Annotated in this window: 27 protein-coding genes and 1 pseudogene; 14 read left to right on the forward strand and 14 right to left on the reverse strand. The window is 54.4% G+C overall.

The window, feature by feature from the left end; all coding sequences use genetic code 11:
• Nucleotides 1-110: 110 nt before the first annotated feature.
• From EoCCA6_RS00470 to umuC, 4 genes are all read left to right on the forward strand, one after another.
• Nucleotides 111-977 (forward strand): aldo/keto reductase family oxidoreductase, encoded by an 867-nt coding sequence (locus tag EoCCA6_RS00470; RefSeq protein ID WP_152080958.1) that lies wholly within the window; start codon nucleotides 111-113, stop codon nucleotides 975-977.
• 102 nt (nucleotides 978-1,079) lie between these two features.
• Nucleotides 1,080-2,468 (forward strand): M24 family metallopeptidase, encoded by a 1,389-nt coding sequence (locus tag EoCCA6_RS00475; RefSeq protein WP_152080959.1) that lies wholly within the window; start codon nucleotides 1,080-1,082, stop codon nucleotides 2,466-2,468.
• 156 nt (nucleotides 2,469-2,624) lie between these two features.
• On the forward strand, nucleotides 2,625-3,059 hold the full coding sequence (gene umuD, locus EoCCA6_RS00480) for a translesion error-prone DNA polymerase V autoproteolytic subunit (RefSeq protein WP_152080960.1): 435 nt from the start codon (nucleotides 2,625-2,627) through the stop codon (nucleotides 3,057-3,059).
• Complete coding sequence (gene umuC / locus EoCCA6_RS00485) at nucleotides 3,043-4,305, forward strand: translesion error-prone DNA polymerase V subunit UmuC (RefSeq protein WP_152080961.1); 1,263 nt, start codon at nucleotides 3,043-3,045, stop codon at nucleotides 4,303-4,305. Before umuD ends, umuC begins: the two co-directional genes overlap by 17 nt.
• 80 nt (nucleotides 4,306-4,385) lie before the next feature.
• Here the strand turns inward: umuC and fhuE are convergent, their stop codons facing one another.
• The 3 genes from fhuE to EoCCA6_RS00500 all read right to left on the reverse strand — a co-directional run bounded on the left by fhuE (nucleotide 4,386) and on the right by EoCCA6_RS00500 (nucleotide 7,736).
• Nucleotides 4,386-6,554 (reverse strand): ferric-rhodotorulic acid/ferric-coprogen receptor FhuE, encoded by a 2,169-nt coding sequence (gene fhuE / locus EoCCA6_RS00490; RefSeq protein WP_152080962.1) that lies wholly within the window; start codon nucleotides 6,552-6,554, stop codon nucleotides 4,386-4,388.
• Nucleotides 6,555-6,721: 167 nt separating this feature from the next.
• Nucleotides 6,722-7,069, reverse strand: coding sequence for an HNH nuclease YajD (yajD, locus tag EoCCA6_RS00495; RefSeq protein WP_152080963.1), 348 nt, complete (start codon nucleotides 7,067-7,069; stop codon nucleotides 6,722-6,724).
• A gap of 85 nt (nucleotides 7,070-7,154) precedes the next feature.
• Nucleotides 7,155-7,736 carry a nuclear transport factor 2 family protein gene (locus EoCCA6_RS00500; protein WP_152080964.1) on the reverse strand — a complete coding sequence of 194 codons (582 nt, stop codon included), beginning with the start codon at nucleotides 7,734-7,736 and terminating at the stop codon, nucleotides 7,155-7,157.
• A 109-nt stretch (nucleotides 7,737-7,845) separates the two neighbouring features.
• On the opposite strand from EoCCA6_RS00500, the gene EoCCA6_RS00505 reads away from it, so the two are divergent.
• From EoCCA6_RS00505 to EoCCA6_RS00515, 3 genes are all read left to right on the forward strand, one after another.
• Nucleotides 7,846-8,727 carry a LysR substrate-binding domain-containing protein gene (locus EoCCA6_RS00505; protein WP_152080965.1) on the forward strand — a complete coding sequence of 294 codons (882 nt, stop codon included), beginning with the start codon at nucleotides 7,846-7,848 and terminating at the stop codon, nucleotides 8,725-8,727.
• 130 nt (nucleotides 8,728-8,857) lie between these two features.
• Nucleotides 8,858-9,892, forward strand: coding sequence for an LLM class flavin-dependent oxidoreductase (locus EoCCA6_RS00510; RefSeq protein WP_152080966.1), 1,035 nt, complete (start codon nucleotides 8,858-8,860; stop codon nucleotides 9,890-9,892).
• Complete coding sequence (locus EoCCA6_RS00515; protein WP_152080967.1) at nucleotides 9,885-10,832, forward strand: zinc-dependent alcohol dehydrogenase family protein; 948 nt, start codon at nucleotides 9,885-9,887, stop codon at nucleotides 10,830-10,832. The genes EoCCA6_RS00510 and EoCCA6_RS00515 overlap by 8 nt, the downstream gene beginning before the upstream one ends.
• Here EoCCA6_RS00515 and EoCCA6_RS00520 read toward each other — a convergent pair.
• Nucleotides 10,829-11,863: an AI-2E family transporter gene (locus EoCCA6_RS00520; RefSeq protein ID WP_152080968.1), complete on the reverse strand. Its 1,035-nt coding sequence runs from the start codon at nucleotides 11,861-11,863 to the stop codon at nucleotides 10,829-10,831. The two genes, EoCCA6_RS00515 and EoCCA6_RS00520, sit on opposite strands and share 4 nt — an antisense overlap.
• Before the next feature lie 133 nt (nucleotides 11,864-11,996).
• Between EoCCA6_RS00520 and EoCCA6_RS21725 the strand changes: the two are divergent.
• The 3 genes and pseudogenes from EoCCA6_RS21725 to mdtI all read left to right on the forward strand — a co-directional run bounded on the left by EoCCA6_RS21725 (nucleotide 11,997) and on the right by mdtI (nucleotide 12,963).
• Nucleotides 11,997-12,167: pseudogene (locus EoCCA6_RS21725) on the forward strand (protein YdgV).
• 117 nt (nucleotides 12,168-12,284) lie between these two features.
• Nucleotides 12,285-12,647 (forward strand): multidrug/spermidine efflux SMR transporter subunit MdtJ, encoded by a 363-nt coding sequence (mdtJ, locus tag EoCCA6_RS00525; RefSeq protein WP_152080969.1) that lies wholly within the window; start codon nucleotides 12,285-12,287, stop codon nucleotides 12,645-12,647.
• Nucleotides 12,634-12,963 (forward strand): multidrug/spermidine efflux SMR transporter subunit MdtI, encoded by a 330-nt coding sequence (gene mdtI, locus EoCCA6_RS00530; protein WP_152080970.1) that lies wholly within the window; start codon nucleotides 12,634-12,636, stop codon nucleotides 12,961-12,963. Before mdtJ ends, mdtI begins: the two co-directional genes overlap by 14 nt.
• A 94-nt stretch (nucleotides 12,964-13,057) precedes the next feature.
• Here mdtI and EoCCA6_RS00535 read toward each other — a convergent pair whose 3' ends face one another.
• The 4 genes from EoCCA6_RS00535 to EoCCA6_RS00545 all read right to left on the reverse strand — a co-directional run bounded on the left by EoCCA6_RS00535 (nucleotide 13,058) and on the right by EoCCA6_RS00545 (nucleotide 16,095).
• Nucleotides 13,058-13,879, reverse strand: coding sequence for a trypsin-like serine peptidase (locus EoCCA6_RS00535; protein ID WP_152080971.1), 822 nt, complete (start codon nucleotides 13,877-13,879; stop codon nucleotides 13,058-13,060).
• Between the two features lie 101 nt (nucleotides 13,880-13,980).
• Entirely contained in the window at nucleotides 13,981-14,064 is an 84-nt protein-coding gene (gene ydgU, locus EoCCA6_RS21805) for a small membrane protein YdgU (protein ID WP_457843784.1), read from the reverse strand.
• Nucleotides 14,065-14,155: 91 nt separating this feature from the next.
• Nucleotides 14,156-14,458: an acid resistance repetitive basic protein Asr gene (gene asr, locus EoCCA6_RS00540; protein ID WP_152080972.1), complete on the reverse strand. Its 303-nt coding sequence runs from the start codon at nucleotides 14,456-14,458 to the stop codon at nucleotides 14,156-14,158.
• A 149-nt stretch (nucleotides 14,459-14,607) separates the two neighbouring features.
• Nucleotides 14,608-16,095: a carboxypeptidase M32 gene (locus EoCCA6_RS00545; RefSeq protein WP_152080973.1), complete on the reverse strand. Its 1,488-nt coding sequence runs from the start codon at nucleotides 16,093-16,095 to the stop codon at nucleotides 14,608-14,610.
• Nucleotides 16,096-16,359: 264 nt separating this feature from the next.
• Between EoCCA6_RS00545 and EoCCA6_RS00550 the strand changes: the two genes are divergently transcribed.
• The gene (locus EoCCA6_RS00550; RefSeq protein WP_152080974.1) at nucleotides 16,360-16,950 is read left to right on the forward strand and encodes a hypothetical protein; all 591 of its coding nucleotides are present in this window, start codon (nucleotides 16,360-16,362) and stop codon (nucleotides 16,948-16,950) included.
• A gap of 73 nt (nucleotides 16,951-17,023) precedes the next feature.
• Here the strand turns inward: EoCCA6_RS00550 and EoCCA6_RS00555 are convergent, their stop codons facing one another.
• Nucleotides 17,024-18,277 carry an MFS transporter gene (locus tag EoCCA6_RS00555; RefSeq protein ID WP_152080975.1) on the reverse strand — a complete coding sequence of 418 codons (1,254 nt, stop codon included), beginning with the start codon at nucleotides 18,275-18,277 and terminating at the stop codon, nucleotides 17,024-17,026.
• Nucleotides 18,278-18,398: 121 nt separating this feature from the next.
• On the opposite strand from EoCCA6_RS00555, the gene EoCCA6_RS00560 reads away from it, so the two are divergent.
• The 3 genes from EoCCA6_RS00560 (at nucleotide 18,399) to bioD (ending at nucleotide 21,472) form a co-directional block, all read left to right on the forward strand.
• Nucleotides 18,399-19,304 carry a LysR family transcriptional regulator gene (locus tag EoCCA6_RS00560; RefSeq protein ID WP_152080976.1) on the forward strand — a complete coding sequence of 302 codons (906 nt, stop codon included), beginning with the start codon at nucleotides 18,399-18,401 and terminating at the stop codon, nucleotides 19,302-19,304.
• Between the two features lie 121 nt (nucleotides 19,305-19,425).
• Entirely contained in the window at nucleotides 19,426-20,646 is a 1,221-nt protein-coding gene (mlc, locus tag EoCCA6_RS00565; protein WP_152080977.1) for a sugar metabolism global transcriptional regulator Mlc, read from the forward strand.
• Between the two features lie 130 nt (nucleotides 20,647-20,776).
• Nucleotides 20,777-21,472 carry a dethiobiotin synthase gene (bioD, locus tag EoCCA6_RS00570; RefSeq protein WP_152080978.1) on the forward strand — a complete coding sequence of 232 codons (696 nt, stop codon included), beginning with the start codon at nucleotides 20,777-20,779 and terminating at the stop codon, nucleotides 21,470-21,472.
• Here the strand turns inward: bioD and clcB are convergent.
• The 5 genes from clcB to osmY all read right to left on the reverse strand — a co-directional run bounded on the left by clcB (nucleotide 21,407) and on the right by osmY (nucleotide 26,253).
• Complete coding sequence (clcB, locus tag EoCCA6_RS00575) at nucleotides 21,407-22,717, reverse strand: voltage-gated ClC-type chloride channel ClcB (protein WP_152080979.1); 1,311 nt, start codon at nucleotides 22,715-22,717, stop codon at nucleotides 21,407-21,409. The two genes, bioD and clcB, sit on opposite strands and share 66 nt — an antisense overlap.
• A 103-nt stretch (nucleotides 22,718-22,820) precedes the next feature.
• Nucleotides 22,821-23,969 (reverse strand): osmoprotectant ABC transporter ATP-binding protein OsmV, encoded by a 1,149-nt coding sequence (gene osmV, locus EoCCA6_RS00580; RefSeq protein WP_152080980.1) that lies wholly within the window; start codon nucleotides 23,967-23,969, stop codon nucleotides 22,821-22,823.
• Entirely contained in the window at nucleotides 23,969-24,616 is a 648-nt protein-coding gene (gene osmW, locus EoCCA6_RS00585; protein WP_152080981.1) for an osmoprotectant ABC transporter permease OsmW, read from the reverse strand. Before osmW ends, osmV begins: the two co-directional genes overlap by 1 nt.
• Before the next feature lie 8 nt (nucleotides 24,617-24,624).
• Nucleotides 24,625-25,524 carry an osmoprotectant ABC transporter substrate-binding protein OsmX gene (osmX, locus tag EoCCA6_RS00590; RefSeq protein ID WP_152080982.1) on the reverse strand — a complete coding sequence of 300 codons (900 nt, stop codon included), beginning with the start codon at nucleotides 25,522-25,524 and terminating at the stop codon, nucleotides 24,625-24,627.
• An 18-nt stretch (nucleotides 25,525-25,542) separates the two neighbouring features.
• Nucleotides 25,543-26,253 (reverse strand): osmoprotectant ABC transporter permease OsmY, encoded by a 711-nt coding sequence (gene osmY / locus EoCCA6_RS00595; protein WP_152080983.1) that lies wholly within the window; start codon nucleotides 26,251-26,253, stop codon nucleotides 25,543-25,545.
• Nucleotides 26,254-26,345: the final 92 nt, after the last annotated feature.

The following is a 26,345-nucleotide window of genomic DNA, read 5'->3' on the forward strand; positions in this document are numbered from 1 at the left end:
CAACTACTATCGTCGTAGCGAAATTAAACTTTAATTTAACTATTGCTTAACTAATGGTTCCGTCACGGAACCTGTTGTAAATCCGGATCATTTTTATGAGGAAGGTCGACATGAGTAGCACTGATAAAAGCGGAACATATGCCTTAGGAACTCGAACTGTTAAGCGGCTCGGCTATGGTGCGATGCAGCTTGCCGGGCCTGGGGTTTTCGGCCCGCCGAAGGATAAAGAGGCGGCGCTGGCGGTGCTCCGCGAGGCGGTGGCGTCGGGCGTTAATCACATTGATACCAGTGATTTTTACGGCCCACATGTCACCAATCAGCTTATTCGCGAGGCACTTCATCCGTATCGGGACGATTTGACTATTGTGACCAAGATTGGTGCCCGGCGTGGCGATGATGCTTCCTGGCTACCCGCCTTTTCGCCGCAAGAGCTGACGCAGGCGGTGCATGACAACCTGCGTAATCTGGCGCTGGATGTGCTGGACGTGGTCAATTTGCGGATCATGTTTAGTACGCACGGCCCGGCAGAAGGATCGATTGCAGAGCCGCTGACGACGCTCGCGGAGCTGCAGCAGCAGGGGCTGGTCCGCCATATCGGGCTGAGCAACGTAACCGCTGCTCAGGTCGCGGAAGCGCAGAAGATCGTGTCCGTTGTTTGCGTACAGAACATGTACAACATTGTGAATCGCGGCGATGACGCGCTGGTTGATTCGCTTGCGCAGCAGGGGATTGCGTATGTGCCGTTCTTCCCGCTGGGCGGGTTTACACCGCTACAATCTTCCGGACTGCAGGCGGTTGCAGATTCGCTGGGCGCAACGGCAATGCAGGTCGCGCTGGCATGGCTGCTGCAGCGTTCGCCGAATATTCTGCTGATCCCCGGCACATCATCCGTGGCGCATCTGCGGCAAAACCTGGCTGCGGCAGATCTGGTGTTGCCACCTGACGCGCTTGCTACGCTGAATTCGCTGGTAGATTAACCACTGCATGGGCAAAGCCCGACGGGAGCATCCGGGCTTTGTGTTTCTGCATACCCCATCTGGTCGTTCTGACGGCTACCATCCAAACGTGAAGGATAGAATATGGATTTTAAGACAGTGAAGTTGCAGGCCATACCCGCGCCACAGGGATTTCCGGATGTGCCGCCCGTGCCGCTCTCGGATGCCACCATTCAGACACGTAAAGACAAACTTCTTATAGGCATGAAGGCTGAAGGGTTTGACGCGCTGATTATTTATGCCGACAAAGAGCACGGCAGCAATTTCGAATATCTGACCGGTTTTATTCCTCGTTTTGAAGAGGGACTGCTGGTTCTGAAGAAGAGCGGGGAGGCGGCCGTTATTCTCGGCAATGAAAATCTCAAAATGGCGGCGCATTCGCGCATTCCGGTGGCGCTGAAGCATAGCCCTTATTTCTCATTGCCCAATCAGCCAATGGATAACGAAAAACCACTGGAAGCGTTATTCCATGAACTGGGTCTGCAAAACCTGGCGCGCATTGGGTTAGTGGGCTGGAAAATGTTTACCGCGACCCACGCAGATAATAAGCAGTTCTTTGATTTACCCTGTTTTATTGTTGATGCCATCAGAAACAGTGTTTCTGCCGGTGCGGTCATTGAAAACGCCGCGCATCTTTTTATTGGCGGAGATAAGGGCGCGCGTATCACTAATAACGCCAACGAAATCGCGCACTACGAGTATGGCGCAAACCTCGCCTCGACCTGCATGCTGAACGCCATGAATGCCGTTGAGCCAGGTATTCGCGAGGCAGAGTTAGGCCATTATCTTACGGCGGAAGGCCAGTACAATACGGTCGTGACCATCGCGGCAGCCGGGCAACGCTTTGAAAAAGCGAATCTTTATCCGACATACAAGCCATTGCAACGAGGTCAACCGCTTTCCATGACTACCGGTTTTAAAGGCGGATTATCCAGCCGTACCGGGTTCATCATTGCCGACGAAAGTGAGCTGCCGACAACGCAGAAAGATTATCTCAATCGTGTAGCAAAACCTTATTTCGCTGCCATCGTGACGTGGCTTGAAAATATCCACATCGGCATGAAAGGTGGCGAAATATATTCACTTATTGAGAATGTTCTTCCTAAAGAGAAATACGGCTGGCATCTGAATCCGGGCCATCTCAGCGCCGACGAAGAGTGGATGTCATCCCCCATTTTTAAACACTCTACACAAACGCTAAAAAGCGGCATGATCCTGCAGATCGATATTATTCCGTCCGTGAAGGGATATACGGGCACCAGCGCTGAGGAGAGTATTGCCCTGGCGGATCGTGAACTTCAGGCTGAGATCCGGCGTGCCTGGCCTGAACTTTGGGCGCGCATCGAAACCCGTAAGCGGTATATCGTTGACGTGCTTAACGTTAAACTGAGTGACGACGTCATTCCGCTATCCAGTACGGTCGCCTATTTACGGCCTTTCTTGCTTGCGAAGGATAAAGCGTTTACCTGCTGACCATACCTGACCCGGCATGGTGTGCCGGGTCAGATGCCTGAATTAAATCTCCTCAGAGTTCAATACGTTTGCGTTGTAAGTCCGGAAAGTGCCTTGATCCCTGCCAGCAATCCGTAATACTGTATTTATATACAGTACAAAGCAGGAAAGGCATTTATGAGCACTCTCTTTTCTTATCACCCCCGGCAATACGTTGAATTACCGCTGTTTGTCGAGCGCGTTGCCTGTGGCTTTCCAAGCCCGGCGCAGGATTATATTGAAGATCGTCTCGATCTTAACCGGCTGGCGGTAAGGCATCCCAGCGCGACGTACTTTGTGAAGGTCAGCGGGGATTCCATGATCGGGGCAGGGATTGGCGACGGCGACCTGCTGGTGGTCGATCGTTCACTGGACGCCGGGCATGGCGATATCGTTGTGGCAGCCGTGGCCGGAGAATTTACGGTGAAAGAGCTACAAACCCGTCCGGTGCTGAGGCTGGTTCCGCACAATGCCCGCTATCAGCCTATTACGTTTCAGTCTGAAGAAGAGTTGCAGATCTTCGGTGTCGTCACCCATACGCTCAAAACGCATAAACATGTTCGCGCTGGTTGATGTCAATAGTTTCTACGCCTCCTGTGAGACGGTGTTTCGCCCCGATCTGAAAGGAAAGCCTATCGTCGTGGTGTCCAATAACGACGGCTGCATTATTTCACTTTCGAAGGAGGCAAAGCAGTTCGGCATAAAAATGGGTGAACCGTACTTTAAATTCAAGGAGAAGGGCTATCCTTCGCGGGTGTACGTCTTTAGTTCAAACTATGCGCTGTATGCCGATCTCAGCAGCCGCGTGATGCAGACGTTGACCGATCTCGCCCCGGCGATAGAGATCTACTCCATCGATGAGGCGTTTGTGAATGTCTCCGGCATCAATAACTGTATGCCGCTGCAAGCGTTTGGCCAGCAAATGCGTAATCAGGTGTTTAAAAACACCGGACTACACGTTGGCGTGGGGATTGCGCCAACGAAGACGCTGGCAAAACTGGCTAACCATGCGGCAAAAAAATGGCGAGGCACCGGCGGGGTGGTTGATCTCTCGGATCGCGAGCGGCAGCGAAAATTGCTGGCGATTGTTCCGGTGGAAGAGGTGTGGGGCGTCGGGCGACGCATCACGAAAAAACTTAACGCTATGGGAATAATCACCGCGCTGGACCTGGCAAAAAGCTCGTTGTGGGTGATCCGAAAGCATTTTAATGTCGTTCTGGAGCGCACGGCGCGCGAGCTTCGCGGTGAACGCTGTCTTGAACTGGAAGAGTTTAGCCCGACCAAACAGCAGATTGTCTGTAGCCGCTCTTTCGGATACCGCATTACGGAATACGTTGAGATGCATCAGGCCATTTGCGCTTACGCTGAACGCGCGGCGGAAAAGCTGCGCGGTGAGCGCCAGTATTGTCGTCTTATTAGCGTGTTTCTGCGCACCAGCCCGCACGCAGACAATGAAGTGTATTACGGCAACCAGGCCTCGGCGATCCTGCTGACGCCGTCAAATGATACGCGCGACATTGTGCGGGCCGCGACCAGCGCTCTGGAGCGTATATGGGTTGACGGATATCGCTATATGAAGGCAGGGGTGATGCTGGCGGATTTTTTCAGTAGTGGCGTTGCACAGCTCAACTTGTTTGATGACAGTCGTCCGCGCGCAAACAGTGCAGCTTTGATGGAGATGATCGACAGCCTGAATCACTCCGGGAGAGGGAAGGTGTGGTTTGCCGGGCAGGGGATTGAGAAACCCTGGGCGATGAAGCGCGAAATGCTGTCACCGGCGTATACGACGAGATATGAGGAGTTGTTGGTCGTGAGGTAGAGGATGACGATGTCGCTGGCTTTGTGCCCAGGGATGTCGCGACGCCCTGTGGCACAGGGCGTCAACGTGAGACGATTCGGTCAGAAGGCGTAGCTCATGCTCACCGAGACGCTACGCGGTTCGCCATAAACCGCGGAGTCATCAAGATAAGAGTAGTATTCCCGATCGAACAGGTTTCTGACGTTAGCCTGCACCGCCAGCTGTTTAGTCAGATGATATTGTGCGAACAGATCAACCAACGGGTAGCTTCCCTGATACAGGCGTTGGGTCTCTCCATCCGGGCCGGTGACATCTGTATACACCCGGTTCTGCCAGTTAACGCCACCGCCTACGGTGAGGTCAGGAAGCACCGGCACACGATAGCGGCTGAATAGCTTCAGCTGTGTCTGCGGGGCGAAGCTGTTGAAGCGGCCATCCGAATCACGGGCAACGTATCTGGTGGCGCTGAAAGTCAACTGCAGGTTATCGGTGACGGCACCGTTCACTTCAAATTCCGCGCCTTTGCTCACCGCACCTTTTGTGGCGCGGTACGCCTGTTCGCTGGAACCGTTGACGAATTCACCGCTGATGGCCTCCGCCGCGTTCTCCTGTTCAATGCGGAAAAGAGCAACGTTAGTCGTCAGGCGACCATCCATCCAGTCAGCTTTCAGACCAGTTTCATAGTTTTTCCCGGTTACTGGCGACAGCCAGGCACCGTCTTTAGTGCGTTTGGTTTGCGGGGCGAAAATCGAGGTATAGCTGGCGTAAGCGGAAAGGCTGTCGTTAATGTCATACACCAGGCCGCCATAAGGTGTGGTGTTGTATTTACGCATATCGCCGCTGCTACCGTCAGAACTGTACTGGGTATAGCGTGCACCAACAATCAGCGACAGGGGATCAGCCAGCGAGAAGCGTGCCGCCGTGTATGCCGATTTTTGCCGCACGATATCATCTGAGTTCAGATACCAGTCGCCCCACTCAGGTTCAGTAACGCGACCGTTCCAGTTATTGTTAAAGATACCGATCTGGTCGCTATCCATCGGTCCGTCTTTACTGAATGTGGCGTTATGCTGGCGGCTGTAGCTGGCACCCGCCATCAACTGATGCTGACGGCCGAGCAGTGCGAAAGGACCGCTGGCGTAAGTGTCGAAAGAGTCCACGGTGCGCTTGCCGCGATCCTTACTCCCCCAGCCGGATGCCCCTTCGCCGGTGCTGGCGTCCGGGTTGCCCATAATATAAAGCAGCGTGTCGTTAAAGGTTTGTTCACCGTGGGTCCCGTTGAAACGGAATGACCAGCCGTTATCCCAGTTGTGGGTGAGGTTAGCGAACACTTTACGCGACTCGACGGTATACCCGGTCCAGTTCGCCGAGGTATTGACGTTGCGATCGTAATGGGTGCGAGTGCCGTTGCTGTACAGGCTGGGTAAACCGCCCCAGGTCGGGTTAGCGGTATTCGTTTGCTGATAATCCCAGCCCAGCGAGGCGGTTGTGTGGTCAGTAAGGTCGGCTTCAACGACGCCATAGAGAAACTTCTTGCGCTTACCGTACCGATCCAGCCAGCTGTCCTGATCCTGATAACCCGCAACCACGCGTCCGCGAAGGCTGCCGTCGGTATTCAGCGGCGCAGAGACGTCGCCCACGTAACGCTGTTTATTCCAGCTACCGTAGCTTGCGCTGACGTTGCCGGTGAAGGTTTTACTCCCGGCGCGTTTGCGCACCATGTTCACCGTTGCACCCGGATCGCCTGCACCCGTCATCAGGCCGGTTGCGCCGCGCACCACTTCGATGCGTTCGTAAATTGCCGTATCTTCCTCCGCATCTCCGAAGTTCCATGCGTCACCCATTGACGTCGGGATCTCATCATAGGCGAAATTCGTAATTTCAAAGCCGCGAGAAAAATAGCTTGAGCGCTCACTGTCGAATTGCTGCGACGAAATGCCGGTAGTATTCGTCAGCACCTCGTCGACGGTTTGCAGATTCTGGTCCTGAATACGCTGGCGCGTCACCACGCTAACGGACTGTGGGACATCGCGCGGTGCCAGCAGCATTTTCGTTCCGGCACGCGTGGTTTTCACCGCGTAATCCTGTTGCTGATCGGCGCTCGCATTTGCCTCGCCGTAGACCACCATCTCTTGTTCGTTTTTGTTCTCAGCCGCCTGCGCCGGATGCATCACGGCCTGCATCGCCAGCGCAAGAAGTGAAAAAGAAAACGGTTTATACATCGCCCGTGCGGGCGTTTTCCCGTAGTTACCCCTGCCATTAAGAAGCATGATTTTACCTGCCAGTCGTTGTTGTTTTATGCAAATCATTCAAATAAGAATGGCAATGATAATTATTTGCTTTATCGCATGCAGGTAATTCTGTAAGTTAAATGTAAATAAATGTATATTTGTGAAAGTTCAAGGCGTTACTTGCTGCCACCCGCGTCATGGCTGCATTATTTCTTCTTACCAATCATCGCCTTCAGATCAGCAAAAGGATTATACGTGGCGGCACCCACCTCTTTTTGCGCGTCTTCTCCCGCCACAACGGTGGTGCCGTACTGATCGGCTTCGGTGTACTTAGAATGTTCGTGATCGTGGCAATACAGACACAATAATTCCCAGTTACTGCCATCTTCCGGGTTATTGGTATGGTCGTGGTCGATATGATGAACGGTTAACTCACGCAGATTTGAATAAACAAACTCCCGTGAGCAGCGCCCACAAACCCAGGGATAGATTTTGAGTGCTTTCTCACGGTAGCCACTTTCAAGCCGCGCGTAGTTTTTGGGGATCAGAGCCATTGTCGGTATTACCTGTCATAAAAAGATAAGTGACAATATATCCCATAACGGCGGAGAAGGAGAGGGCTGGCGTGCCCCTCCGGCGTCAGGCAGACAACCAGCGACGGCCCCCGGCTTTCATTTTTGCTTCCAGCTCACTGCCGCGTGTGGCAAATACACGCCCGAGTGGAAATCCGCTCTGTTCCAGTAAATAAGCCAGTGCTGCATATTCACGCGGGTATTTTGCAACAATGTGCTGGTCAATCCCGACCGGGCCGAACGGGAACGTAAATGTGCCCATATCGTAAATACTCTGGCGGTGAAACAGCTTCCACACACCCTCTCTTTTTTCCGCCAGATCATAAAAACGATTGTGGCATTCACAGCCAATATTCAGTTTGACGTTCTCAGCGATGATGATGGCATTCGTTTCGAGGATAGCCTTATTACCGCTGTCATTGAACGTCACTGCGGGCATTCCGATCATGTGTTTGGTGCGCAAATCCGAGGCCCCCATGCGCATTGAGCCATTGACAAACTCGCTCGCCAGCCCTTCAAACCACGTGATTTCAATGGTGCCGTCTGGGTGGAAAAGGTTGCGTAGCGGTTCCCATTCACCTAAATCGCGGTGCATCCAGCCATTCATCAGATCGTTAAGCTGCTGTCGGTCGTCATCGTGATTATGCATTGTGATAGCTCCTGTTGGTTGACTGAATTCAGTTTGCCGCGAAAACAGGATAAACTGAAATATATAGATATTACTGATCAATCATTTTTAATGATAACCGGAGTAAGGTATGGAACTGCGCCACCTGCGTTACTTTTTAGCCGTCGCCGAAGAGGGGCACTTCGGTCGCGCAGCGGAGAGACTTAACATCGTTCAGCCTGCGCTCAGTATGCAAATCAAAGCGCTTGAGGCTGAACTGGGCGGGGCGCTGTTTGTACGTACCAGTCGCCGGGTTGAGTTGACTGATGCTGGCATCCTCCTGCAGACCGAAGCCCGACGAACGCTTGAGCAGGCAGAGCACACCCGCCTCACCGTAGAACGCGCCATGCGCGGGGAAACGGGGCGGGTGAGGGTTGGATTTGCCGGGAACGCCATCTTTAGCGGAAAACTGGTGGCCGATCTGCGTCTTTTTCACCGGCGCTTTCCAGATGCAGAACTGATGATTCAGGAAGTCGGCCCGCAGGAGCAGGTCGAGGCGATCCGTGGCGGGCATCTGGACATCGGCTATACGCCAGCGCATAGCAACGTTTCGGCTCCGGATATTGCCGTCAGGCGCATCGGAGACTGGGAAATCCTTGTGGCAATGACGGAGGATCATCCTCTCACACAGCAGGCATCCTTAACGATCGACATGCTCGCCGGGCATCCGCTTATTCTTTATGACGCTCACGACGCCCATGAACATCTGTTTATTATGCTGACCCGCAGGCTTGGGGAAGCGTGTCAGGTCGCGTATCGTTCCGGCAGCACGCTGAGCATTCTGGCTATGGCGGCCACCGGGTTGGGGCTGGCATTGGTTCCTGCACCTTTACAGCAGGTACATATTCCGGGCCTGGTCTATCGTCCTCTGAACGAGCCAGACTTAACCGCTAACCTGGTGCTGATCAGTCGGGAACAGGAACCGGGTGAAGCGGTAAATGCGTATCTCGGGCTGGTGACCGGAGCCGCCTGATTTGCGTCCGGGGCGCAGGCTGCGTATTTCAGTCAATTTATTTGATGCAATCAGTGAAATAAAGGGCATTTATTCTCCTCAGGTAATGCGTAAAGTGAGGGAACCCGAAGCAGAATCAGGATAAATGATTATGAAAAAGATCGGATTTTTGTCATTTGGCCACTGGACGCCGTCGGCGCAGTCTGCCACCCGCTCGGCTGCCGATACGCTGCTGCAATCCATCGATCTGGCTGTGGCTGCCGAAGAGTTGGGTGCAGACGGCGCGTATTTTCGTGTGCACCATTTTGCCCGTCAGCTCAGCTCGCCGTTTCCGCTGCTGGCCGCGGCAGGCGCAAAAACCAAACGTATCGAAATTGGTACGGGCGTTATTGATATGCGTTATGAAAATCCGATGTACATGGCGGAAGAGGCGGGTGCAGCGGATTTGATCGCCGGGGGACGTCTGCAACTGGGTATCAGCCGTGGCTCACCGGAGCAGGTGATCGATGGCTGGCGTCACTTCGGTTATGTACCGCAGGAAGGTGAAAGCGAATCAGATATGGCGCGCCGCCATACTGAGGTGCTGCTGGAGGTACTGCGCGGTGAAGGCTTTGCCAAACCCAATCCACAACCCATGTTCCCGAACCCGCCGGGGCTGCTGCGTCTGGAGCCACACTCTGAAGGCCTGCGCGATCGTATCTGGTGGGGAGCGGGATCGAACGCGACGGCCGTCTGGGCCGCAACGCTGGGCATGAACCTGCAAAGCTCAACGCTGAAAGACGATGAAACTGGCGAACCTTTCCATATTCAGCAGGCAAAACAGATCCGCGCGTATCGGCAGGCCTGGGCGGAAGCCGGGCATTCGCGTCAACCACGCGTCTCCGTCAGCCGCAGCATTTTTGCCCTGATGAACGATCGCGATCGGATGTATTTCGGCTCTGGCCGGGACGACAGTGACAGCGTCGGTTTCCTTGATGAGAAGACACGCGCGATTTTCGGACGCAGCTATGCTGCAGAACCCGACAAGCTGATCGAACAACTGAAACAGGACGAAGCCATTGCCGAAGCGGATACGTTATTGCTGACCGTCCCGAATCAGCTGGGTGTCGATTACAACGCGCATGTTATTGAATCCATTCTGAAGCATGTTGCGCCCGAAATGGGCTGGCGCGATCGCAATGAATAATCTCGCCCTCTGGTATCGCCGTTTTGGCGAGCCAGAAACCGTTTTGCAGCCTGAAATCTCCACGCCTGATGCGCGCCAGACGGGGAACCTCCGCGTGCGCATGCTCTTTTCTCCGGTCAATGCATCCGACCTTATTCCCATTACCGGCGCGTATCGTCACCGGACGCCGCTACCGGCAATAGCAGGCTATGAAGGGGTTGGCATTGTGACCGATGCCCCTGCGGCGTTCGCGCACCTGCCGGGTACACGCGTTTTGCCGCTACGGGGGCAGGGAACCTGGCAGCGCTATGTGGATTGCCCGGCAGAGTATGCGATCCCCGTCCCGGAGGATATCGACCCGCACCTTGCTGCACGGGCCTATATCAACCCGCTGGCCGCGCAGATGATGCTGGCCCGCTATTCGCCGCAGGGAAAACGCGTGCTGCTCACGGCCGCCGGATCTGACTGTGCCATTTTACTCGGACAGTGGGCACGCCTGGCGGGGGCCGCGGCGGTATATGGTATTCATCGTTCATCCGTCCATGCTGAACGGCTGAGTGCCATGGGCATTATCCCGATTGCACAACATGATACGGCAGGAGTACGGGACATCGCCGCGCGAGCTGATGTGGTGTACGACGCCACAGGCGGCAAACTGGCGGAAACGATCCTGAGCGTAATGCCGGAACAGGGCATTTTTGTCTGCTACGGCTTGCTCTCCGGACAGACGTTCCGGCAGCAGCGGGCGTTGCCACGCGTGGAGTGGTTTCATATACGCAACTATCTGGATGCGCTAAGCGTGGAGGCGTGGCAGGCGGAGTTTCATCGTATCTGGCCTAAGCTGCGTGCCAGCCAGTACAGCGATGTCGCGCTGTACCCTCTGACGGAATGGCAGAGGGCGCTGAGTGCGTATCGTGAAGCTGGCAGGATCGGCAAACCCATGCTGGTGATGGAGCGCTAGTGATGATCCATATCGCTCAATAAGACAGCGATACTTTGCCCGCCTGCCGTTTGCTCAAGGCCAATTTTTACAATGATGGTCAGCGGGACAGAAAGCAGCATGCCGACAGGGCCAAGCAGCCAGCCCCAGAAAATCAGGGACAAGAATACCACAAGGGTGGAAAGCCCCAGCCCGCGGCCCATCATGCGCGGCTCCAGAATGTTCCCGAACACAAGGTTAATGATCAGATAGCCCGCCAGCAGAACGAGGGCATCGTAAAACCCGCTGAAAACCAGTACCTGAAGGATCGGCGGGATCGCGGCCAGTACGGAGCCAATATTGGGAATATAGTTGAGTGCGAAGGCGAGCAATCCCCAGACGAACGCAAACCGGACATCCAGTGCGACAAGCATGCCCCAGACGACTATCCCCGTCACCAGGCTAATGGCGGTTTTTAACACCAGATAGCGCGAGACGCTGTCCAGTGCGCGCTGAATCGCTCCCATTCCTTCCACCGGGCGAACCATGATCTGCTGCAGCTTCGCGGGCAGTTGTGGCACTTCCAGCAGCATAAACACGACCGTCAAAAACAGCAGGAAAATGGAGGTCATGGCATTGGACAGCTGTGCCAGCAGGCTGGTAACGATCGTCATTGCAGCGTTTGGGTCGATATATTTCAGCATCTCATCAACGGACACCTCAATGCCTGCCCGCTGCAGCCAGGGTTCAATTTGCAACAGAGGGATCGCCAGCGATGAACGGTACTTGGGCAGGGTGCGCGCCAGCTCGTTCAGGGACGTGCCCAGGTAGGCCACCAGCAGTACCATCGCGATAATTATGACGCTGATAAGCACTGATATCGCCAGTACGCGCGGCACGCGCAGCCGCACCATGCGCTGCACCAGAGGGTTAAGGATCACGGCGATAAACAGCGCCAGGATAAAGGGCACAATAATGTCGGCCGCAAAGCGGACGCCGGTCAAAATGACCACCAGCATGCCCAGCATAATGACAATTTTAAGCCCGTTCAGGGTAATGATGGGTTTAGCCATGGAAATTCCTGAATAATATTTTTATTTATAATAGATGCGAAAGCCTTCGCAATAAACTAACCAAAGTCAAACAGAGTGGGTAAAGAATTGAAAAGACTTTGAGTAAAAACCTGGCTTATGATACAAATCAGGCGTGTTCAACTACTGAGGACAATTTTCATCCGCAAAGACGAGAAGCAACACCGCGGATAATTGTAATTTTATGGACAATTTGTTCAGGACGTATTTTTCAAACAACACCGCTGTATATTCCACCTCTTTCTGCCTTCTTTCTGGTGAGCAACACTGGCGCACCGCGCTATAGTCACATCTTCTGCCTGAGCTGGCGCTATGCGCTTAGCTAACTGATTTAATTTCATATTTTTGGGTTTGCTGTCCACGGCGAGCCCTGATGGATTATATTCTCAAGCAGGAGAAAAACATGTTTTACTGGATTTTATTAGCTCTGGCTATCGTCGCTGAAATTACCGGCACGTTGTCTATGAAATGGGCAAGCGTCAGTGACGGCCACACGGGTTTTATTTTAATGCTGGTGATGATTTCACTTTCCTATATTTTCCTCTCCTTTGCGGTGAAAAAGATCGCGCTGGGTGTAGCCTACGCCCTGTGGGAAGGTATCGGTATTTTGTTGATTACGTTGTTCAGCGTCATGCTATTTGATGAGACGTTATCGACAATGAAAATCGCCGGATTAACGACGCTGGTGGCAGGTATCGTGCTGATTAAATCGGGTACACGCAAGCCGGCAAAACAGCAGAAGGAGCAGCGCCATGCAGCAGTTTGAATGGTTCCACGGAGCTTGGCTGGCGTTGGCTATTGTGCTGGAAATCGTGGCTAACGTCTTTCTGAAGTTCTCCGATGGTTTTCGTCGTAAATTCTACGGATTAATGTCGATTGCCGCCGTACTTGGGGCGTTCAGCGCTTTGTCACAGGCGGTGAAAGGCATTGATCTTTCCGTCGCGTATGCGCTGTGGGGCGGGTTCGGTATCGCCGCCACCCTCGCAGCAGGCTGGATACTTTTCGGTCAGCGTTTAAATCATAAGGGCTGGGTAGGGCTGGTACTGCTGCTGGCCGGTATGATCATGATAAAACTGGCCTGATCTAAGCGCCGCCATTATTTACAGGCAGCGAAATCCGCTGCCTGTATTCAGCCAGCCGGTGCCCATTGAGGCGATGATCGCGTTGCGTCAGCGATCATTGTTGTGCCAGTGCTTCCAGCTTGTCGCGAAAACCGGTTACGGACAACGCCCGGTTATCGGCACGCCACCTGTCTTTAGCCGCCGGAGCGGAGCTTTGTACGCCAATCAGTTGCCAGCCATTTTCTGTTTTTAACATCAATGGTGAGCCGCTATCGCCGGGTAAGGTATCGCACTGGTGCGACAACACACTATTTTGTGCCCAGCCCGTGACAATGCAGTCCGTGTGCGTATAAAGCGAATCCAGATGATCGACCGGATAGCCAGACTGCGTCACTTTTCGATCGGCCGCTTTTAGCACGGCGGTCAGTGCAGCTTTATCGCCGTCAAATAACGGCAGCGGCGTAATGCCGGACGGTGGATAACGCAAAACAATCAGGCCGAAATCCCAGGATGCCGCCGCCGGGGGAACAATCCAGCCATCACCATCCGGTTTTAAACGTTTCCCCAGAGAAGGGTCAACCCGGCCTTCAATGCCGTGGATCTCATAGCGCCACAGACCTTTTTGCGACACAAATCGCAACGCGACGGCTTTGTCCGGTTTGCCGCCTGGCGGCGTTAACAGGCAATGGCCCGCCGTCAGCGCAAGTTGAGGAGTGATCAGGGTGGCGGTGCAGAGATTACCGCTGGCGGTTTCCAGTTGCCCGATAGCATCCCAGGGGGCCAGAGTAGGATCGGGAACTCGCGTGCGATCGTCATGGCCAAAAAACAGCGTTTTGACCTCTTTGGCGCTAATGGCGTCATCATCGCCATCATCCGCATGTGTAAAGCCAGAAAAAAGCCCAAACGTTCCCAGTAACAACACAACAGATTTACGCATATCACACTCTGGTGGGGTAATTATGATTATTAAAAGTGAACCCTATGAAAATACTATAGACGGGACAGCACGAAAGTGGGAGTAAAATCAGCGTGCTACATTCAGGAAAGATAAAAGTGGCTTGCGATGAGCGCGCATAAAATAAGCATGATAAGAATGAGCTCAAACCGATAGCGCCGCAGCATACGCCCTCCGGATAAAAAAACGGCGCGGAACTGGAGGGTTCAGCGCCGGTTTAGCAACGTGCCCGTATAGGCACGGTTAAGCGATTACGACTTATGCCGCTGGCTGTGCAGCAGGTTTAGCCGCTTCGTGTTTTACTGCTTTTTTGTGATGCTTTTTCGCCGCCTGGGCTTTCTGCTCTGCAGCGGGTTTCGCCGCTTTTTTGTGGTGCTTTTTCGCCGCCTGCGCTTTTTGCTCTGCAGCAGGTTTCGCTGCTTTGTGATGTTTCTTATGGTGTACCGCTTTGGCTGGTGCGGTAGTGGTCGTGGTGGCTGGTGCCGCGGTAGTTTCAGCAGCGAACGCAGCAGAAGACAGGCCCATAGCAGCGGCAACAACCAGAGCTAATACTTTTTTCATGTTCATACCCTCGAATTTGGTTTTTCATTTAACCCCACTGCGGGGCCGTTGAAATAACTATATCCCTGTAAATTCGGGGTTTCCGTGAGTGATTGGTATCGGCGTGTAACCGTTTGTACAACGCCGGGGATTTTCCCCGGCGCGCGTACTTACAGGTATCGGGAGGTCAGATGTTCGCGGAAATAACGGATATTCAGATCTTCCCCGGTCGCCTGGGTAATTAATTGCGACGTGCTAAATCGGCTGCCGTGTTGCCAGATATTCTGGCGCAGCCAGTCAAACAGCGCGGAGAAATCGCCCTCAGCAATGGCGTCCTGCAGTCCCGGCAGCGCGGTTTTGGCCGCATGGAACAGCTGCGCGGCATACATTGCGCCCAGCGTGTACGACGGGAAGTAACCGAAGCCGCCGTCGGTCCAGTGGATATCCTGCATACAGCCGTTGCGGTAGTTGTCTTTGGTGGACAAACCAAGCCAGGCCTGCATTTTCTCATCCCACAGCGCCGGAATATCGTCGACCTCAATGTCGCCATTGATCAATGCGCGTTCAATCTCATAGCGCAGCACGACGTGTGCCGGATAGCTCACTTCATCCGCATCGACACGGATATAGCCTGGTTTTACGCGCTGGTTCCAGGCGATAAAGTTCTCTTCGCTGAAGGCCGCCTGGCTGCCAAAACGGGCATGAACGGCCGGGAGAAGGTGCCTGAGGAAGGCATTACTGCGTCCGAGCTGCATCTCAAAGAACAGGCTCTGGGATTCGTGGATTGCCGTTGAACGTGCCAGTGCGACAGGTTGACCCGCCCACGCACGCGGCAGGTTTTGCTCGTAGCGGGCATGACCTGTTTCGTGGATGACGCCAAACAGAGCGCTGAGCAGTTCGTTTTCATCGTAACGCGTGGTGATACGCACATCTTCCGGCACGCCGCCGCAGAATGGGTGCGCGCTAACGTCCAGGCGGCCACCGTTAAAATCGAAGCCGAGCATTTTCATGGCTTCAAGGCCCAGCTCGCGCTGTGTTGCCGTCGGGAAGGGACCCTGTGGCGGCACGAACGACTGCTGAGCCTGTTTTTCCACGACGTTCGCCAGCAGATCCGGCAGCCAGGTTTTCATGTCACCGAACAGCACATCCAGACGTTCACTGGTCATGTCCGGCTCGAAAATATCGAGCAGCGCGTCGTAAGGGCTACAGCCTTTAGCGTCGGCGCGCAGGCGAGCTTCTTCGCGGCTGAGTTTGACCACCTCTTTAAGGTTGGCGGAAAAACCGTGCCAGTCGTTGGCCGGGCGCTGGGTACGCCAGGCGTGTTCGCATTTGCTGCCCGCCAGCGATTTGGCTTCTACCAGCGATTCCGGCAGTAACGTGGCCTGCTGGTAGTGGCGCGTCATTTCACGCAGGTTGGCCTGTTCGACATCGTTCAGGTCTTCACTCGCCGCCGCCGCCAGCCATTCGCCCACTTTTTTATCGGTCAGGATCTGGTGTTGCAGGACGCTCATCTCGGCCAGCGCTTCACCACGCGCGGTGCTGCCGCCTGGCGGCATCATGGTAAACATGTCCCAGCTGGCGATGGAGGAGAGGTGCGAGAAGCGGGAGAGGCGCTGGAAGGTTTTAGTAAGCGATTGATAGGAATAGTTATTTTTCATTCTATATTCTCATTGTGTTTGAAGGTCGTAACGAGCATACAGATGTTCAGATCTGATTAAAACAGATGTTACTTACCAAATTGATGTTAATGCTTAATATGTTAAAATATTCCGTGCGAATATATATGGTTGTTTGTATTCACTGCATGAATTATTTAAAGGTTAAAGATAGCTCTTAGAGTCAAATATTAAAACGCACATAAGAATATTCTTAGCCAGCGCGATTTTCATAGCGTCAAAGTCAATTAACAGGCAACTCTTATAATGAATAAATTTATTTTCTGCGCGCTTTCAGCTGCTTTGCTAGCTGGCTGCGCGATGCAACCCGTCCCTTCCCAGTATAGGAATGCCACAATTACACTTGTTGGGCACAGTAAGGCCGAAGCGATGACTGATTTAGGGATACCAACACGAACAATGCCCGTCACTGGTAGTCAGACAATGTATCAGTGGGACAGCAATCAAGGTACAACCTCTGCTGGTTCGTTTAGCGCAGATACCAATGCTGTGGCGGTCGGTAATTCCGCTTATCAGGGATATGGTAACGGTTTCTCCGGGGGGGCGGTTGGAACATCTGAGACCACTGGAAATTATGGTAGTGCTACTGCTACTCATATTTGCGCATTGTCATTATTAATAGACAATAAAACGGATAAAGTGCTTTCAGGCACATTTAATGGAACTGTTGATGATGCTTGCATGAGCCATTTCAGCAATGTTATTACATTAGATCCCAATGCGGTTAATGCTAATAAATCAGCAATAATGCATAACCAACATGTGAAAGAGGCTAAGGCAGTGGTTGGTGTATTGGCTATTGTGGGCGCAGGTGTTGCCGCTTACAATAATCGCTGATCTCATTCACGCAAAACGAAGGCCGTATATTTCGGCCTTTCGTAATATGCCATATCGGCTGTTCAATAAAATGTTAATGCAGACGTCGGTGCAGGCTCCCCCCCACCAGCAGAGCCGCGCACAGCATCAGCGCGATAAACCCGCCCACGCCGTTCCAGCCGTAGTTATGCCAGAACACGCCGCCGAGCGTCCCGGCGATGCTTGAGCCGAGATAGTAACTAAAGAGATACAGGGACGATGCCTGTCCTTTGGCGCGACGTGCGCGCGGGCCAATCCAGCTACTGGCGACCGAATGCGCGGCGAAAAAGCCCGCAGAGAAGAGCAGCATCCCGGCGAAAATTAGCCACAGAGAGGAAAACAGCGTCATCAGCAGGCCGAGCAGCATCACCGCCGTGGAGACCACCATGACCGGGCCGCGACCATAGCGCGCGGTCATTGCCCCGGCTTTTGGCGAACTCCATGTTCCGGTGAGATACGCGACGGAGAGCAGGCCTACCACCGCCTGGCTCAGATGCCACGGTGAGAGCATTAGACGGTAGCCAATGTAGTTAAACAGCGTAACGAACGAGCCCATCAGCAGGAAACCGGTCAGGAACAACCGTGGCAACCCTTTGTCACGCCAGTGCAGACGAAAGTTAATAAACAGCGTTTTCGGACGCAGGGATGTGGGGCGGAAATGGCGGGATTCAGGCAGAATTTTCCAGAACATGAGCGCAGAGGCGAGGGCGAAAAGACCAATCACCGCCAGCGCAATACGCCAGTTAAAGAAGTCGGTAAATACGCCGCTCAGAAGGCGACCGCTCATCCCGCCGATAGAGTTCCCGCTGATATACAGTCCCATCGAGAAGGCCACAAAGCTCGGGTGGATCTCTTCGCTGAGATAGGTCATCCCAACGGCGGCCACACCGCTTAGCGATAGCCCAATCAGCGCGCGCATCATCAAAATGCCGTGCCAGCTGGTCATCATGGTGGAGAGCAGCGTACAGACAGACGCCAGCATCAACGCGGTAACCATCACCTGCTTGCGGCCAATGGCGTCGGAGAGTGGCCCGGTGAACAACAGGCCAATCGCCAGCATCCCGGTAGAAATGGAGAGCGAAATACTGCTGCTGGCAGGCGATACGCCAAATTCATGAGACAAGACAGGCAGGATCGGCTGAACGCAGTAGAGCAGGGCGAAGGTCGCCAGGCCCGCAGAGAAGAGCGCCAGCGTGACGCGCATAAATTGGGGAGTACCACGTTTAATAAACTGCACCGGCTGCGATGCGACAGGTAAATCATCAATATCATTTGCCGGAGTAATATCGATGGTAGTTGTACGACTCACACATGTTCCTTGCTTAAACATCCCCGTGATTTCTGGTGACGGGTATGACCACACGATCAGGGTAGGAAAATGTAAATATTCTGTCTAATATATTAATAATCTCAAATGATACTTTAAAGATATGAATATCGAACTGCGTCATTTACGCTATTTTATTGCGGTGGCAGAAGAGTTGCATTTTGGTCGCGCAGCGGCACGCCTGAACATCTCCCAGCCGCCGCTGAGCCAGCAAATTCAGATCCTCGAGCAGCAGGTCGGGGCGCGTCTGCTGGCGCGAACCAACCGCAGCGTAAGCCTGACGGCGGCGGGTAAGCAGTTTCTTGCCGACAGCCGCCAGATCCTGAGTATGGTGGATGACGCGGCAGCAAGAGCAGAGCGGCTCTATCTGGGGGAAACCGGTGAATTGCGCATTGGTTTTACCTCGTCGGCACCGTTTATCAGTGCGGTCTCGGAAACCCTGTCGTCGTTTCGCCGTCACTTTCCGGATGTGCATATTCAGACCCGCGAAATTAATACCCGTGAGCAAATATCACCGCTCAATGAAGGGGCGCTTGACCTGGGGTTGATGCGCAACACGCAACTGCCTGATACGCTGGCGTGGGAGATGATTTTGCGCGAACCGTTGCTGGCGATGATTCCCCGCGACCACCCGCTAGCGGCACAGCCTGTGGTCACGCTGGCGGAACTGGCAAAAGAGCCGTTTGTCTTTTTTGATCCGCAGGTTGGCACCGGGTTGTATGACGATATACTGGGCCTGATGCGCCGTTACGATCTCGCGCCCGTCATTACCCAGGAAGTGGGTGAAGCCATGACCATTATTGGGCTGGTGGCAGCAGGACTGGGCGTTTCTGTTCTTCCCGCCTCCTTTAAACGGGTACAATTGCGGGAGATGCGCTGGGTGACGATTGCCGAAGACGATGCCGTGTCAGAAATGTGGCTGGTGTGGTCAAAGCATCGCGAAATGAGTCATGCGGCACAGCGTTTCAAAAAGCAGCTTATCACCGCCGCTGCAAAGCTGTATTTATAGGGAAATGTGGGCAAAAATGTGCAGTAAATCACATGGCTAAGTAAATATTTGACGCCGCCTGGTGAAGTGATTCACCATAGCCCACAGTTTATTTCGAAGCTCGAAAATAAGGGAGTACGAGGTGGTTGCTGATAGTCAGCCAGGGCATATTGATCAGATTAAGCAGACCAACGCAGGCGCGGTTTATCGCCTGATTGATCAACTTGGTCCGGTTTCGCGTATCGATCTTTCGCGCCTGGCACAACTGGCACCCGCCAGTATCACCAAGATTGTTCGCGAGATGCTGGAAGCCCACCTGGTGCAGGAGACGGAAATTCAGGAGCCGGGCAGCCGTGGCCGTCCGGCGGTCGGGCTGGTGGTGGAAACCGAAGCATGGCACTACCTGTCGCTGCGCATCAGTCGCGGCGAAATCTTCCTGGCCCTGCGCGATCTCAGCAGCAAGCTGGTGGTGGAAGACCGTCTGGAGCTGCCGCTCGATGCGGAGCAGCCTCTGCTGGAGACCATTCTCACCCATATCGATCAGTTCTTTATTCGCCATCAACAGCGTCTTGAACGCTTAACGGCAATTGCCATCACCATGCCGGGCATTATCGATACTGAAAACGGTATTGTGCACCGTATGCCGTTTTATGACGACGTTAAAGAGATGCCGCTTGGCGACGTGCTGGAAAACCATACCGGTGTGCCGGTCTATATTCAGCATGACATCAGCGCCTGGACAATGGCCGAAGCGCTGTTTGGCGCATCTCGCGGTGCGCGTGACGTGATTCAGGTGGTGATTGACCACAACGTGGGAGCCGGAGTCATCACCGACGGGCGTCTGCTGCATGCCGGAAGTAGCAGCCTGGTGGAGATTGGTCATACCCAGGTCGACCCGTATGGTAAACGCTGCTACTGCGGGAACCATGGTTGTCTGGAGACCATTGCCAGCGTCGAGAGCATCCTGGAACTGGCACAGGTGCGCCTTAGCCAGTCGATGAGCTCCTCACTGCACGGCCAGCCGTTAACGGTCGATTCATTATGTGCCGCGGCACGGCAGGGCGATCTGCTGGCGAAAGACATCATTACCGGCGTCGGGAATAATGTGGGACGTATTCTTGCCATCATGGTGAATCTGTTTAACCCGCAAAAAATTCTGATTGGATCGCCGCTCAGCCAGGCGGCGGATATTCTCTTTCCGGCGATTTCTGCCTGTATCAACCAGCAGGCACTTCCGGCATACAGCAAAAACATCGTGGTCGAAAGCACCCAGTTCTCCAACCAGGGCACAATGGCAGGTGCCGCACTGGTGAAAGATGCGATGTACAACGGTTCGTTACTGATTCGCTTGTTGCAGGGTTAACTCTTTTCTATAGATGTAAGAAATATTGCGCTATCTCAAGCCGGGTAGCGCAGGCTTCCCGTAGACTTCCTCCACTGAATTATTTACCTGGTTTATATTTTCGAAGCATACCCAAGAGGTGGAATGAGTCATGCTTAAGCGTTTCTTTGTAACTGGTACTGATACCTCTGTCGGGAAGACTGTTGTATCCCGCGCATTGCTGCAGGCCCTGGCGGCAAGCGGCAAGCGTGTTGCAGGGTACAAACCAGTCGCAAAAGGCAGTAAAGAGACGCCAGAAGGGTTGCGTAATAAAGACGCTCTGGTTCTGCAAAGCGTCTCGTCTCTGGAATTGCCTTATCACGCCGTCAATCCCATCGCTTTAAGCGAAGATGAAAGCAGCGTGGCCCACAGCGGTCTGATTAACTACAGCCTGTTGTCTGACGGCCTGGCAAACCTGGGCGAGAAGGTTGACCACGTTGTTGTTGAAGGCACCGGTGGCTGGCGCAGCCTGATGAACGATTTACGTCCGTTGTCCGAGTGGGTGGTGCAGGAACAGTTGCCGGTGGTGATGGTGGTCGGCATCCAGGAAGGGTGCATCAACCATGCGCTGCTGACGGCACAGGCCATTGCCAATGATGGCCTGCCGTTGATTGGCTGGGTGGCAAATCGTATTAACCCCGGCCTCGCACACTACGCTGAAATCATCGACGTGCTGAGCAAAAAACTGCCGGGGCCTTTAGTCGGTGAGTTGCCTTATCTGCCTCGCGCTGAACAGCGTGAATTAGCGCAGTACATCGACCTCTCTGCTTTCGGCAGTATGTTGTCCGTAGATCGAGTCGTGGCGTAACGTCCGCGACAGCACCGATGCAATAACACACGCAATCAGCAAACCGGGCAGTAAAACGTACTGTCCGGTCATCTCACAAACCATCAGCGCCGACATAATCGGTGCATGTGTCGTCGCCGCCAGCATCGTCGCCATTCCGGCCAGCCCCAGCAAAATCGCCGCGTCTGAACCCGGAAACCACAGCGCGACGATTTGCGCAAACAGCATCCCTGTCGCCATGCCGACAAACAAGGTCGGCGTAAATACCCCGCCCGGCGCACCTGAACCACTGCTCGCCAGTACCGCCAGCAGCTTACAAATAAACACTCCTGCGATCACCGGGAACAATGGCGGAGAGAGAAGAAAACCCTGCACCACGCTATAGCCATTGCCCCAGACTTTCGGGGTCAGGAGCGACAGTAGCCCCACAATCAGCCCACCGAGCGCCAGTTGCCACGGCGGCGAAAGTTTAAGACGCAGAAACAGGGAGTGGCTGGAGGTCATCAGCCACATCAATAGCGGGCCGCACAGCCCGGCCAGAAGGCCCATGCCGACTATCAGGGAATAATCCACTGCGGTGAGGAGCTCGCTGAGCTGGACTTGATAAAGGGTGTTTGCGCCGGGGCTGAGCAGACGTGTTGTGAGTAACGCCACCACCGCAGCAATCACCACCGGACCGAGCGAAGCCAGCATCAGCGTGCCAAAGAGGATCTCAGCGATAAAGAGGCTTCCGGCCAATGGCGCGTGGTAGGCGCTGGCCATCCCCGCGGCAGCTCCGCAGGCTATCCACAATTTCCATTCCGCTTTTGGTGTGAAGCGTCGGGCGAACAGGGAGGCGGCGAGGGCAGCAAGCAGGATCATCGCCCCTTCGCGTCCGATGGCGCTCCCGCTGGCGACCACCAGCAGTGACGCGAGTGATTTTACCAGGCTGGCCCCGTAGTCAAACTGTCCATCTTCCGTCTCCAGCGCTTCCATATAGTCGGTTGGGGCATGGGGGCGTTGCGCGTTAAATCGTTGCCATCCCCAGAGCAATAACCCGGCGGCCATGCCGCCCAGCGCGGGGGTTAGCGCCCGTCGCCAGGGCGCTAATGCGGCGGCGGCATTAACCAGGCTGCCGCTGTCGTTGCTGAGAAACAGCCATTCGAGCAGATACATGGCATGACGAAATACCGCAACGGCTAACGCCGCCAGCACGCCGGTAACGGTGGCGATCAGGAGGCGGCGAAACATTGCGCGAATGTCGGGGTAAGCGTGAAGACGTTGCATGGGTCGCGATTAAACGGGAAAGATACAATATTGTGGCGGGAAATCGCGGGGTTAGCAAAAGGTATGCGTGCGAAAAAAAGCCGGGCGAACCCGGCTGAGAGAATTAACTGTCACTATGAATATTCAGCGCCCGACGTGTACGGCCAGAACTCAAATACTCCGCAATATAGTCCTGCGAAATTTCGCCATTGTAACGCCCGTCCTCATCCACAATCGGCATCCAGCTGGTGTTGCTCTCATACAGGCGGGAGAGCACCACGCGCAGGTTGTCTTCGGCTTTTCCGGTCATGCGGAACGGGTGAAGGATATCGGCACAGACGCCGCTGGCGTTACGCGCTTCCCGACGCTTCACAAAGCCCAGTGGTTTACCGTGTTCATCGACCACGGTGATGGCGCGGATATCGTTATCGTCCATCGTGACAAACGCCTCCGGTAGCGGAGTAGACGCCCGAACCGTAATCGTGGGCTGTTGATCGGTCACGTCGCCCGCCGATACCAGCAGCAAGCGCTTCAGGGTGCGGTCCTGGCCGACAAACGAGCCAACAAACTCATTGGCCGGTTTAGCCAGCAGTTCGTCCGGGCTGGCACACTGGACGATGCGTCCCTGGCGGAAAACGGCGATACGGTCACCCAGTTTCAGAGCTTCATCAATATCGTGGCTCACCAGCATTACCGTTTTTTTCAGCTTGCGTTGCATCTCAAGGAACTGGTTCTGGATCACTTCACGGTTGATCGGGTCGACCGCGCCGAAGGGTTCATCCATCAGCAGTACCGGAGGATCGGCCGCCAGGGCGCGGATCACGCCAATACGCTGCTGCTGCCCGCCAGACATCTCGCGCGGGTAGCGGCTGAGGAACTTGTGCGGGTCCATCGCCACCATATCCATCAGCTCTTCCGCACGGGTTTTACAGCGCGCTTTATCCCAGCCCAGCATGCGTGGCACAACGGTAATGTTCTCTTCAATGGTCATGTTCGGGAACAGGCCAATCTGTTGGATCACGTAGCCGATGTTGCGGCGCAGCGTCACCGTATCCATTCCGCTGGTGTCTTCGCCGTTAATCAGGATCGTTCCGCTGCTCGGTGTGATCAGGCGGTTAATCATTTTAAGGGTGGTGGTCTTGCCGCAGCCGGATGGACCAAGCAGGACGCACATTTCCCCTTCAGGTACATTCAGGTTGACGTTGTCCACGGCCTTAAAGGTCTGGCCGTGCTTCTGTGAAAATTGTTTGGTGAGGTTTTCCAGTTTTATCATTATCGAATCCCCTTTGGAGTCAGAACGACCTGCAGACGGTGCAATAACCAGTCGAGCACAATCGCTAAAAGGCAAATCATCAGCGCGCCAGCAATCAACATACGAATATCGCTTCCGCCAATGCCGTTAAGCAGCAGCAGGCCCAGGCCGCCCGCACCAATGACGGCGGCAATCGCCATCACGCCGATATTCATCACCACGGCGGTACGGATGCCGCCAAAAATCACCGGAAGCGCCATTGGAATTTCAACCCAACGCAGACGCTGCCAGAAGGTCATGCCGATGCCGCGTCCGGCCTCACGCAGGCCCGGCGGCAGGCTGTCGAGCGCCGTGTGTGTGTTACGCACAATGGGTAACAGAGAGTAAAGAAAGACGGCGGTGATGGCGGGTAGCGCGCCAATACCCTGACCGATCAGCGAAAAGAGCGGGATCATCAGCCCAAACAGGGCAATGGATGGGATAGTCAACACGATGGTGGCAATCCCCAGCACCGGCGTTGCCAGCCATTTGTGGCGAACAATCAAAATACCCAACGGCACGCCGATAATAATGGCTAAGCCCACGGCCAGTGCTACCAGCCACAGGTGCTGCAGCGTCAGGGTTAACAGGTAATCCCAGTTATCAATAATGTAGTGAATCGTCTCCATAGCGCCTCCTACAGCAACTGTTTGCTACGCAGGAAATCACGGGCGACCTGCTGCGGTGACTGATGGTCGATATCCACCTTCTTGTTCAGTTCGGTGATAACGTCGTTGTTGAGCTGAGAGGAGAGCGTGTTGAGTGCCTCTTCCAGACCGGGATTCGCCTCCAGCGTGTCTTTGCGTACCACCGGCGTCACCGCATAGCTAGGGAAGAAGCCTTTATCATCTTCCAGAACCTTCAGGTCGAAGCCCTTCACGCGGCCATCGGTGGTGTAGATCAGTCCGGCATCAACGAATCCGTCGCGCACCGCGTTGTAAACCAGTCCGGGGTCCATCTGGCGGATCTGCGGACGATCCAGCTCCATGTTGTACGCCGCCTGCAGCGGCTTCATGCCGTCACTGCGCCCGGCAAATTCCAGGTCTAAACCCAGCAACCAGTTGTTGTCCGGGTCGGTTTTGCGGATCTGTTCTATTTTCGCCACCATCTCCGACATGGTGTTGATATGCTCCGCTTCGGCACGCTTGCGCTGCATAGCAAAGGCATAGGTATTGTTCATATCCGCAGGCTTAAGCCATACAAGACCGAGCTTCGCATCCAGGCGTTTTACTGTTTCGTAAGACTCCTGCGGCGACATGCGTTTGTTAATGTGGTTAAAGATGATTAATGACGTACCGGTGTACTCCCAGGTCATATCAATCTGCTTGTTGATCATCGCGTTACGGGAGATGACCGTCGCAATATTGGTCTGCGGCTGCACCTGAAACCCTTTCTTTTGCAGGTACTGCACGGTCATGGCCGAGAGAATATGCTGTTCGGTAAAGCTCTTGGTCGCCAGAATCAGCGGGGCAGCCAGCGTCTGGCTGGTAAAGAGCGCGGCGGCGAACAGTGCCATCAGGCCGGAAAACAGTCTCATAAAAGCTCCTTGTTATTGTTATCGAGCGAGATGCGGGCTCATCACGCGACCCAGCGCTGCCAGCAAGGTATCCAGAATCAGCGCAAACAGGGCGGTGGCCGCCGCGCCCAGGATCAGCGTCGGGAAGTCGTTCAGGTAAATACCGGGGAAAATCAGCTCGCCATAGCTGCTGGCACCAATCAGAAACGCCAGCGGTGCGGTTCCCACGTTAATGGCGGTGGCGATGCGAATACCGGAGAGCATCACCGGCCAGGCGTTGGGAATTTCGACCTGGCGCAAACGCTGCCATTTGGTCATGCCGATGCCGTTGGCGGCCTCCAGTAATGACGGCGGGACGGAGCACAGCCCTGCGTAGGTGTTACGCACAATCGGCAGTAACGAGGCGAGGAAGAGCGCAATAATGGCGGGTTTATCACCAATACCGATGACCACCATCGCCAGCGCCAGCACGGCAAGCGGTGGCAGCGTATTGCCGACGTTAAAGATTTGCATCACATATTCGGCAATACCGCGCGCGGCCGGACGGCTCAGCAGAATTCCGCTCGGAATACCGACCAGCAGGGCAAAGAACATGGAGGAGAAAACCAAAATCAGATGCTGTTGCCCAAGATAGATCAGGTCAACCTGGCGTGCTTTGATTGTCTCAAGTCCAATTCCCCAGATGAGGAGGGCGAGAACCACGATAATCGCGCCGATAAAAAGCAGCGAACGTTTAAGTAATGGGTGCATTGCGGTGTGTCTCCCTGTGCGCATGCGTTATAGCAACCAACGGTTGCCTGTTGTTATGCCATGTTTCGGCAGGGGTCATTGAGCTATAGCAA

The sequence above is a fragment of the Enterobacter oligotrophicus genome, assembly GCF_009176645.1.
Taxonomy (GTDB): Bacteria; Pseudomonadota; Gammaproteobacteria; order Enterobacterales; family Enterobacteriaceae; genus Enterobacter; species Enterobacter oligotrophicus.